Origin of the sequence: Rubrivirga sp., assembly GCF_049648075.1 — a bacterium.
Classification (GTDB): Bacteria; Bacteroidota; Rhodothermia; order Rhodothermales; family Rubricoccaceae; genus Rubrivirga.
The window spans coordinates 1-9,104 of sequence record NZ_JBARYR010000477.1; the positions used below are offsets into that span (position 1 = coordinate 1).

Sequence of the window (9,104 nt, forward strand, 5' to 3'; positions counted from 1 at the left end):
ACCTCGGGGAACGCCGCGAGCGGGACCGCCATCGGCAATGCGCCCCGGACGACCAACGCGAGCGTGAGGTGCGCCCGCCCGCCCAGGTGCAAGTCCCAGCCCATCGCGCGCAACGCGTAGAGGTCGCCCTGGCCCCAATGGGCCCAGGTGAGCAAGAGGAAGCCGATCGCAGCCGCCGCCGGGAGGACGGCCCACAGTCCGAGGTAGACCGCCCCCAGCGCGAGGTACGCCACGCAGAACACCGCGACCGGTCCTGGGCGGAGCGCGGTGTCGTTCAGGCGGAAGGGCACGAACGGATCCGCCGCTCCGTGGGGCAACCCCAACACGACCGCACTCAACGTCCACGGAATCACCAAGACCCACAGCGGCGCGTTCGCTAAGAGCGGAGCGAGAGCGAGCGACACCACGACTCCACCCCACGCCACGGTCAAGCCCGGGCGGCGCCACGCGAACGGGAACGCGCTCACCCGACCACGCGCTTCCGCGAGAACATGTCAGATATCGGCCGCTCCAGCATCACCAGCCCTTGCGCCACGAGCAGCGTCGTGACGACGAAGAACAAGGCCTCCTCCACCGGGAGCCCGACGATCTCCCACCCCGTCCGCGTGGCGTCGGTGATGTTCCAGATGCCAGCCTGTGTGATCGCGAACCAGTCGGCGACCCAGAGGTAGAGCGAGATCGGAATGACGGTCACGGCCACGAGCCGACGCCGCGCCCACACGAGTTCGCCGCCGACCGCCCACTGCAGCAAGAGGGGCGGGCCGGCCCACGCCAGGATGAGCCCGAGGTAGAGCCAGTGTCCGGCGGCTAGCAGCATCGCGACGCCGGCCACAGTGATCGCCCCGAACAGAGCGATGCCCGGCCACCGCACGCCCCGTCCGGACGGCTCCGGCACGCGGTCCCACCGTGCCTGAAACAGCCGAAGCCACAGCCCGGCTATGATCGTCTGGATCCCAAAAAAGGCGTACTCCTCCACCGGGACGAATCCGATCGTCGCCAGCACGCGGCCCGGCGGGTACGTCCAGATCTCACGCGCGACGAGGTAGTTGTCCCACGGCGTCGTGTAGACGAAGGCGATCCCGATGAGCAGCCCGAGGGGCCACCACGGAGCGCGCGTCCTCCCCTGCAACAGCGCGAGCACGACGAGGGGCGGGACGGTGAACGCCAGGTGGAACTCGAGGTAGGTCAATAGGTCAGTGGATGCACGACGTAAGATCGGGCGCGTCGGTCTCGGGAGTTCCCTTCCTGCGTGCTGCCCTCGGGGACGGCTGCGGGACGTCGATCGAGGGCCACGTGCAGGACGAGTCGCCCGGGCCTCGAGGGCGCCTCCTATCGAACGCGTCTCCCCGTCACCGCCCGAGCGCTAGAGCGATCTCTCACCGCCCGTCCGATAAGGACCCTAACGGGCTCCACGAGCGAAGCGCGGTCCCAGAGGGCGAACCGAACCGCCACGATCGCTGCCGTGGGGCGCACGGCCTCGAGGACGCTGCGGCGATGAGGAGACACAGTCTCGGTTCGCCCTCGAGGGCGCTACCAGAAGAACGTGACCAGGACCACGGTCATCGCGACGAGCACGACGGCTTGGTAGCGGTAGTTCTGCCAGGCCGGCTTCGCCGCGAGTGCCGCCGTCTCGTCCCGCCAGAAGGCCATCGTCCACGTCGTGTCCGCTGTCTTCTCCGGGTCCGGCGGCGCCGTGGCCAGGCTGACCGTGATCATCACGACCATCGACACGATGAGCAACAGGCCAGCGAGGTAGAGGAAGCTCATCCCAAAGATGGGCGCTAGCGGCGCGCCCGTCTGGGCCGTCCAGATCGGGCCGAGGACCAGGAACAGGACGGCCGTCAGGTGCCCGGCCGACATCCCCATGATCGCGCCTGTCCCGTTTGCCCGTTTCCACAAGACGCCCAGGATGAACAGAGCGAGCGCGGGCGGGGCTACGTACGCGAGCGTCGTCTGGAGGTAGCTCCACAACGTGTCGAACCCGATGATGACCGGGCTCCACGCGATCGCGAACACCATGCAGGCGAACGTCACGATCCGCCCGATCCGAACCAGGGCCTTCGGCGAGATCGACGGGTTCTTCCGCTTGAAGAAGTCCATCGTCACCAGCGTCGAGGCCGCGTTGAGCGTCGAGTCCACCGACGACATGATGGCCGCCAACATGGCCGTGAGCACCAGCGCTCGGAAGCCACCCGGCAGCAAGTCGAACAGCAACGTCGGGAAGACCTGGTCGGCCCGCTCGATGTTGGGGTAGAGCACGCGCGCGAACGTGCCCGGCATGACCATCAGGAACAGGATCGGGAGCTTGAGCAGGCCACCGAAGAGCGCGCCCCACCGCCCGTGGTCCAGGTTCTTCGCGCCCAGAACACGCTGGACCATGAACTGGTTGGTCGTCCAGAAATAGAACCCGAGCAAGAACACGCCGGTGAACAGCCCGAGCCCCGTCATCCCCGTCTCCTGGTACCACGGCAGGTTCGGGTCGAGGTCGTACGACTGGACGAGCGAGAGCTGCTCCGGCGGCGTGATGGCCGTCACCGCGTCCCACCCACCGATCGCGTTCCACGCCATGACGGACACGGCCCCGGCACCGATCAGGAGAAGCGTCCCCTGGATCGCGTCCGTGTAGACGACGGCCTTAAGACCGCCGGCGATCGTGTACGCCCCGGCGATCAGGGCCAGGATCGCCATCGTCCCCCACATCGGGAAGTCGGGGTAGACCAGTTCGACGACGAGCGCTCCGGCGAACAACGCCGCCGCCGTGTCCACGACGACCGATAGGAAGATCGAGACGGCCGAGAAGTAGACCCGGCTCCGCCCGTCGAACCGGCGCTCCAGAAACTCCGGCATCGTGTAGATCCCGGTGCGGATGTACGACGGCAGGAAGAACAGCACGAAGACGACCAGCACCATCGCCGCCATCCACTCATAGTTGAAGACGGCCAGCCCGATCCCGCCGTACGCCTCGCCCGCCATCCCGATCATCGAGGACGACGACAGGTTCGACGCGAGCAGGCTGATGCCGATCAGCCCCCAACTCAGCGACCGCCCCGCCAGGAAGTAGTCCTCGCCGTCCTCCGTCTGGCGCGAGAAGTAGATCCCGATGCCAAAAATGACGAGAGCGTAGATGACGACGGCCGAGATGTCGAGCGTCGTCAGCGTAAAGTCGGGCATGCGCGGGGCGTGGAGGTCACATGAAGGTAACTCGCCAGTGTAAGCGGTTCCACCATCCATCCGGGATTCCCTGACCTCGAGACCAGCGACCCGGAAGTGGGTGTCCGCCCTTGACGTCGCTCGTCAGCCCGGCGGGTAGCGCTCGGCCCACGCGTCGGTCTCCTTCTTCTGGTACGAGTCGATGCCGAAGACGCGCGCGTCGTGCAAGTCGTCGGCGACCTGAAGGATCACGCCTCGCAGTTCGACCGCGTCCTCCCACCGCGAGGCCACGGCCCCGTGACCGAGGTACGCGCCCAGCAGGTTGCCGCAGATGGCGCCCGTCGAGTCGCTGTCGCCGGTGTGTGTGACGGACATCCGCAATGCCGCATCGAGGTCGGTCGGGTAGCGACGGGCACACAGGGCCGCGACGGCGAGCGCTTCCTCGGCCACCCAGCCCGGCCCCCGGTCGGGCGTGACGGTCCCCAACGCATGGACCGCGTCGGCGTCCCCATGACCGGACCCGGCCAAGTCGCGCGCGGCCTCGAGGGCAGCGGCAGTCTCGGCGCCGTCTGCACTGGAGGCCGCCTCGAGGGCGTGGTCGAGGGCGTCCTCGAGGTCGATGCCGTCGGCGAGATGCCAGATGGCCACGGCGAACGCTCCCGAGGCGACGATGCCGGTCGGGTGCTCGTGGGTGAGTTGTGCCAGCTTGCACCCGAGGTCGAATGCGACAGTCGGCGTTCGGCTCAGCAACCCGACAGGTGCCATCCGCATGACGCCGCCGCAGCCCTTCGAGTCGTTGATCGGCTCTGTGCTATCGGAGCTTCTTCGGCTACGGAGCGCGCTCAGGCAGGTCAGCCCCGGAGCGCGTCGAGCATGGAGTCCCTCGACAGCCCAGAGCCATGAGTCCCGGTGCCGAGTGGGGTTGGGCGACTCCTCTTGCGTGTCGAGCCACCGCAAATAGGCGTTGAGGGCCACGGTGGGCACGGACACGATGCCCTTCGTCGAGCTGCGATGGAACGCACGGAGCGACCCCTCGGCCGTCCACAGCGTCATCTGGGTGTCGTCCGTGATCGCACCTGGGACGCCGTATCCCGTCCCCAGCTCGGTCGGGCCGCCCGGCCCAAACCGGTCGACGATCTCGCGGTGCGGCCAGAATTCGATGTCCGCTCCGAGCGCGTCACCAATGGCTCCCGCGAGCAGGCACCCACGAAAGCGGGAGCGAAGATCAGGCATCTCGACCTCGAGGTCGTGTCAGGAGCGACCTCGAGGACGCGCCCTGGGCTAGGCCGCGACGGGCGCCCAGGCGGTGCAGTAACCGGCCGGGGCGACCGGTCCCTGGAACAGCTGGCAGCCGCCGCACGCCGAGCCGCCGACCGGCGCGTTGTAGAGGCGGCAGTTGTCGCAGCGCTGCGCCGGGTCCGGCGTCACGTCGACGTAGCCGAGGCCCTGCCGAGCCTGGAGGTCGCCCGGCGTCAGGTCGGAGTAGCCCTCGCACGACGCGGCGGTCACGTCGCCTCCGCCGCACGCGGACAGGACGGAGCCCAGGCCGACAGCGGCTCCAGCGGTGGCGATAAAACGGCGGCGGCTGAGGTCGGACATATCGGCGTGTGGGAAGAGGGTGCGGGAGTCTACGGCGCGCGCGGCGGACGGTTTGTAGGGTCAGCCCTCGCTTGCTTTGGAAAACTGCTGATCGAAGACGATGTCCGACGCGGGGAAGTCGATGCGCTTGACGAACGCGGCGGCCTCGGCGGCCCCGTGCTCGCGGTCCATCTTCATGTCCTCCCACTCGACCGAGAGCGGCCCGTCGTAACCGACATCATTGAGGGCACGGATGATGTCCTCGAAGTTGATCTTACCGCGACCGAGCGACCGGAAGTCCCACGACCGACGCGCGTCGCCGAACTCGGTATGACCACCGAGCGTGCCGGCCTCCGTCCGCACGTCGGACCACCAGACGTCCTTCATGTGGACGTGGAAGATGCGGTCGCCGTGGTCACGGATAAACCGGACGTAGTCGGCGTTTTGGTAGCCGAAGTGGCTCGGGTCGAAGTTGATCCCGAACGCCGGGTGATCGTTCATGGCCGCCAGGGCGCGCTCCCAACTCGGCCCGTCGAACGCGATCTCGGACGGGTGGACCTCCAAGGCGAACGTGACGCCGAGCTCCTGGAACCGGTCCAAGATGGGCGTCCAACGCTCGGCGGTCTCTTGGAAGCCGGCCTCGATGTCCTCGGGCAGGTTGGGCGGCCAGGAGTAGAACAGGTGCCAGATCGGCGAGCCGGTAAACCCGCTCACGACCTCGAGGCCGAGCTTCTGGGCCGCCTCCGCGACCTTGACAACCTCGTCTGCCGCGCGCTGGCGAACGCCTTCGGCCTGGCCGTCGCCCCAGACGTGGGCCGGCACGATGGCCTTGTGGCGCCCGTCGATGATCCGGTCCGCGACGGCCTGCCCGACCAAGTGGCACGAGATGCACCAGACCTCGAGCCCGGCGTCTTTCAGCATCGCCATGTGCTGCTCGGCGTAGCCGTCGTCCTCCAAGACGCGGTGGACGTCGAGGTGGTCGCCCCAGGTGGCGAGTTCCAGCCCGTCGTAGCCCCAGGACGCGGCCTTGGGCGCGAGTTCAGCGATGGGCATGTCGGCCCACTGGCCGGTGAACAGGGTTACGGGACGGGACATGGAGAGATAGAGTTGGGGAGGAACCGACTTCAGGGTCGAGATGGCGACCTCAACTGGGACCTAAGCGTCCCCGAGGGCGGGAAGCAGGTCCAACGCCTCGAGGTCGGCGCGCAACGTGTCGGGATCGGTAAAGTGGAGGCCGTGCATCCCGACACCGCGGGCGCCCTCGATGTTTTTTTCGAGGTCGTCGATGAACACCGCGTCTTCGAGGTCGATCCCGAAGTCCGTCTCGAGGTGGCGGTAGATGGCCGGGTCGGGCTTGGCGACTTGGACGGCGCCGGACACGACGATGCCGGCGAACTCGCGCAGGACGTCGAACCGCTCGAGGGCGATGGGGAAGGTCTCGGCGGACCAGTTCGTGAGGGCGTAAACGGGCACGCCGTGCGTTTTCAAGTCCTCGAGGACGGAGACGGTGCCCGTGATCGCGTCCCCCAGCATGACGGGCCAGTGCGTCCACCACGCGTCGAGCCAGTCGGCGTGCTCGGGGAACTCCTCCTTGCGCTCGGCGATGGCGACCGCGAACGGCTTGCCCGCGTCCATCTGGTGGTTCCACCTCGAGGTCGCGACCGTCTCGAGGAAGTGCTCGATCTCCTCATCGGTGCCGCCCAGCTTGCGGTACGCGTAGCGCGGGTTCCAGTCGATCAAGACGCCGCCCAGGTCGAAGACGACGGTCGATGGCGAGCGAGGAGGGGGCACGGATCTTTGAATGATGACGATCGCGAGTGACTCTACGCCCCTTGCCTGTAACCCGCCGATGGCACGTAGCTCGCGTCGACCCATCCCTCTTGCCGGCCGGACTCGAGGGCGGTCAGGATAAAGTGGACGCCCTTCGCGCCGTCCTCGACGGTCGGGAAGTCGAGGTCGAGCGGGTCGGGCTCCTCTCCCGAGAGACGCGCGCCGATGGTGCGGAGCGCGTTCGAGTACACGTTGGCGAACGCCTCGTTGAACGCCTCGGGATGGCCCGGCGGCAAGCGGCTCGCGTGCTGCGCAGCTGCGGACAGGTCGTCGTGGCCTCGGCGGTAGACGCGCTCCGTTCCCTCGAGCGGGTTGAAGGTGAGCTCGTTGGGATGCTCCTGTCGCCACGTCAGCGTGCCCTTCGTCCCGGAGACGCGCAGGCGCAGGTCGTTCTCCAAGCCCGCCGCGATCTGCGAGCAGTGGAGCACGCCGCCTGCGCCGCCCTGGTAGCGCAGCAATACGTTCGCGTCGTCGTCGATGGCGCGGCCGCCCACGAACGTGCGGACGTCGGCGCAGATGCGATCGAGCTCCAGGCCGGTCACGTAGGCCGCGAGGTTCTCGGCGTGGCTCCCGATGTCGCCCAACGCGCCCGCGCCGGCCTTCTTCGGGTCCGTCCGCCAGACCGCCTGCTTCATCCCCTCCTGCTCGATCGGCTGCGAGAGCCAGCCCTGACTGTACTCCGCGACCACCTTTCGGACCTCGCCCAGGGTCCCGTCCTCGACGAGCGCCCGAGCCTGCTTGACCATCGGGTAGCCCGTGTAGTTGTGCGTCAACGCGAACGTGACGCCGTTGCGATGGACGGCCTCGACGAGCGCGTGGGCGTCCTCGAGGGTGGTCGTCATCGGCTTGTCGCAGACGACCGAGATGCCGCGTTCGATGAACGCCATCGCGGCCGGCGCGTGGAGCCAGTTCGGCGTCACAATCGACACGACCTCGATGCCGTCCTCCCGCTGCGACTCGGCCTCGGCCATCTCCTCGAAGGACCCGTATGCACGCTCGACACCCAGCGTTTTGGCGTGCGCGCGGGACCGGTCGGGGTCGGACGAGAACACGCCGGCGACCAACGTCGCGAGCCCGTCCATCCGCATGGCGCGGCGGTGGACGTCACCGATGAAGGCGCCGGGACCGCCGCCGACTTGGCCGGCGCGGAGAGGTCGGGAGAGGGGCACGGGCGGAAGGGTTTAGGGCGAGCCGGAGAGGGCGGTGCTGATCGCGATCGCGATCGAGGCGGCGTAGGAGGCCTTGGCCGCCCGGTCGGTCCAGGGCGGGCCGCCGCGGTGCGACCGGATAAACAGCCCACTTCCGGCGGCGATGAGCGCGAGGATGGCGACCTGGACGGGATTCGCGAGCCCCGGCACGAGCAGCCGAATACTGATCACGACCAGCGAGATCGCGACCACGGCCGTGTGAATGCGGACCGACGAGGGAGACAATTTGGAGGGGGAGTCACTCATGGCGAGGTGTGCGGGCGCGTGCAGGCGGTGTGCCCGACCTCAAGGGCAGCGTCGCTACACAGAGCAGCGGCGGACGGCGTCTTCGAGGGCGGCGCGTGGGTCTCCGGCGGGGACGAACTCCTGTCCGACGAAACCGGGGAAACCGGCCTCATCGAGGGCGCGCATGATGGCGGGGTAGAACAGCTCTTGGGTCTCGTCGGGGTTGTTGCGACCAGGCACGCCGGCGACGTGGAAGTGCGCGATCGCGCCTTGGTTGTCCAAGATGGTTCGGATCACGTCGCCCTCCATGATCTGCATGTGGTAGATGTCATAGAGGAGCTTGAACCGGTTCGAGCCCAGCCGATCGACCAAGGCGACGCCCCACGCCGTCGAGTCCGCCTGGTAGTCGGGGTGGTCGACCTTCGAGTTGAACAGCTCGAGGCACAGCGTCACGCCCAGCCGCTCGGCGTCGGGCAGGATTTGCTCCAGGCCCCGGGCCATGTTCTCCAGGCCAGCGGCGTCCTCGAGGCCGTCGCGGTTGCCCGAGAAACAGATCAGGTTGGGCCAGCCCACCTCGGCGACAGCTTGGAGGGCGCGTCGGTACGCTGGGATCAGGTGCTCGTGGTGCTCAGTGCGATTCCACCCCTTGCGTAGCGCGTCCGGCACGTCGGGCGGGTGCGCGGTCATGGCGCACGTCAGGCTGTGGGCTTCGAGGACGGGCGCGTCGGTCGGCTGGACCAGCTCGACGGACTCGATGCCGAGGTCGACGGCGGTCTCGCACAGCTCCTCGAGCGACCAGTCGCTGAACGGCCACCGCGTCACGGAGTGCCGGTAGGAGGCTCGCCCTCGAGGACTCGTCCTCGAGGACGGGTCCGCCCCGCGTGCGACCTCGAGGCCGGCGATCGGGAGCGCGGCGCTGGCCCGGACGAAGTCGCGGCGGCGCATCAGTCTCGGAGGGTTTCGACGTAGGCCATGCTGTCCCGCGCGAACGCCAGGCTGTCGCCGTCGGGCGCGGTGTCGGCCTCGAGGAGGGCGTGGACGAGGCCCGCCGTCTCGCTCGCCGCGAAGATTGCCGGCCAGTCGCGCGAGCCGGCGCCGACGTCGGTCTGGGTC

10 protein-coding genes are annotated in these 9,104 nt (G+C 68.3%); all 10 read right to left on the reverse strand.

Features of this window, described 5'->3' with window-relative positions; genetic code table 11:
- Positions 1–467, reverse strand: a 467-nt coding sequence (locus WBA11_RS13510; protein ID WP_424521196.1) for a Brp/Blh family beta-carotene 15,15'-dioxygenase, incomplete at its 3' end; no start/stop codon positions are given.
- Positions 464–1,189, reverse strand: coding sequence for a lycopene cyclase domain-containing protein (locus WBA11_RS13515; protein ID WP_424521197.1), 726 nt, complete (start codon positions 1,187–1,189; stop codon positions 464–466). The genes WBA11_RS13510 and WBA11_RS13515, both read right to left, overlap by 4 nt.
- A 341-nt stretch (positions 1,190–1,530) precedes the next feature.
- Entirely contained in the window at positions 1,531–3,171 is a 1,641-nt protein-coding gene (locus tag WBA11_RS13520; protein WP_424521198.1) for a sodium:solute symporter, read from the reverse strand.
- A gap of 123 nt (positions 3,172–3,294) precedes the next feature.
- The gene (locus tag WBA11_RS13525; RefSeq protein WP_424521199.1) at positions 3,295–4,383 is read right to left on the reverse strand and encodes an ADP-ribosylglycohydrolase family protein; all 1,089 of its coding nucleotides are present in this window, start codon (positions 4,381–4,383) and stop codon (positions 3,295–3,297) included.
- Between the two features lie 48 nt (positions 4,384–4,431).
- Positions 4,432–4,749: a high-potential iron-sulfur protein gene (locus WBA11_RS13530; RefSeq protein ID WP_424521200.1), complete on the reverse strand. Its 318-nt coding sequence runs from the start codon at positions 4,747–4,749 to the stop codon at positions 4,432–4,434.
- A gap of 60 nt (positions 4,750–4,809) precedes the next feature.
- The gene (locus WBA11_RS13535; protein WP_424521201.1) at positions 4,810–5,823 is read right to left on the reverse strand and encodes a sugar phosphate isomerase/epimerase family protein; all 1,014 of its coding nucleotides are present in this window, start codon (positions 5,821–5,823) and stop codon (positions 4,810–4,812) included.
- Positions 5,824–5,883: 60 nt separating this feature from the next.
- Positions 5,884–6,519, reverse strand: coding sequence for an HAD family hydrolase (locus WBA11_RS13540; RefSeq protein WP_424521202.1), 636 nt, complete (start codon positions 6,517–6,519; stop codon positions 5,884–5,886).
- Between the two features lie 32 nt (positions 6,520–6,551).
- Positions 6,552–7,727 carry a Gfo/Idh/MocA family protein gene (locus WBA11_RS13545; RefSeq protein WP_424521203.1) on the reverse strand — a complete coding sequence of 392 codons (1,176 nt, stop codon included), beginning with the start codon at positions 7,725–7,727 and terminating at the stop codon, positions 6,552–6,554.
- 12 nt (positions 7,728–7,739) lie between these two features.
- Positions 7,740–8,012, reverse strand: a complete 273-nt coding sequence (locus WBA11_RS13550) for a hypothetical protein (RefSeq protein WP_424521204.1) — start codon at positions 8,010–8,012, stop codon at positions 7,740–7,742.
- Between the two features lie 54 nt (positions 8,013–8,066).
- Positions 8,067–8,936 (reverse strand): hydroxypyruvate isomerase family protein, encoded by an 870-nt coding sequence (locus WBA11_RS13555; protein WP_424521205.1) that lies wholly within the window; start codon positions 8,934–8,936, stop codon positions 8,067–8,069.
- Positions 8,937–9,104: the final 168 nt, after the last annotated feature.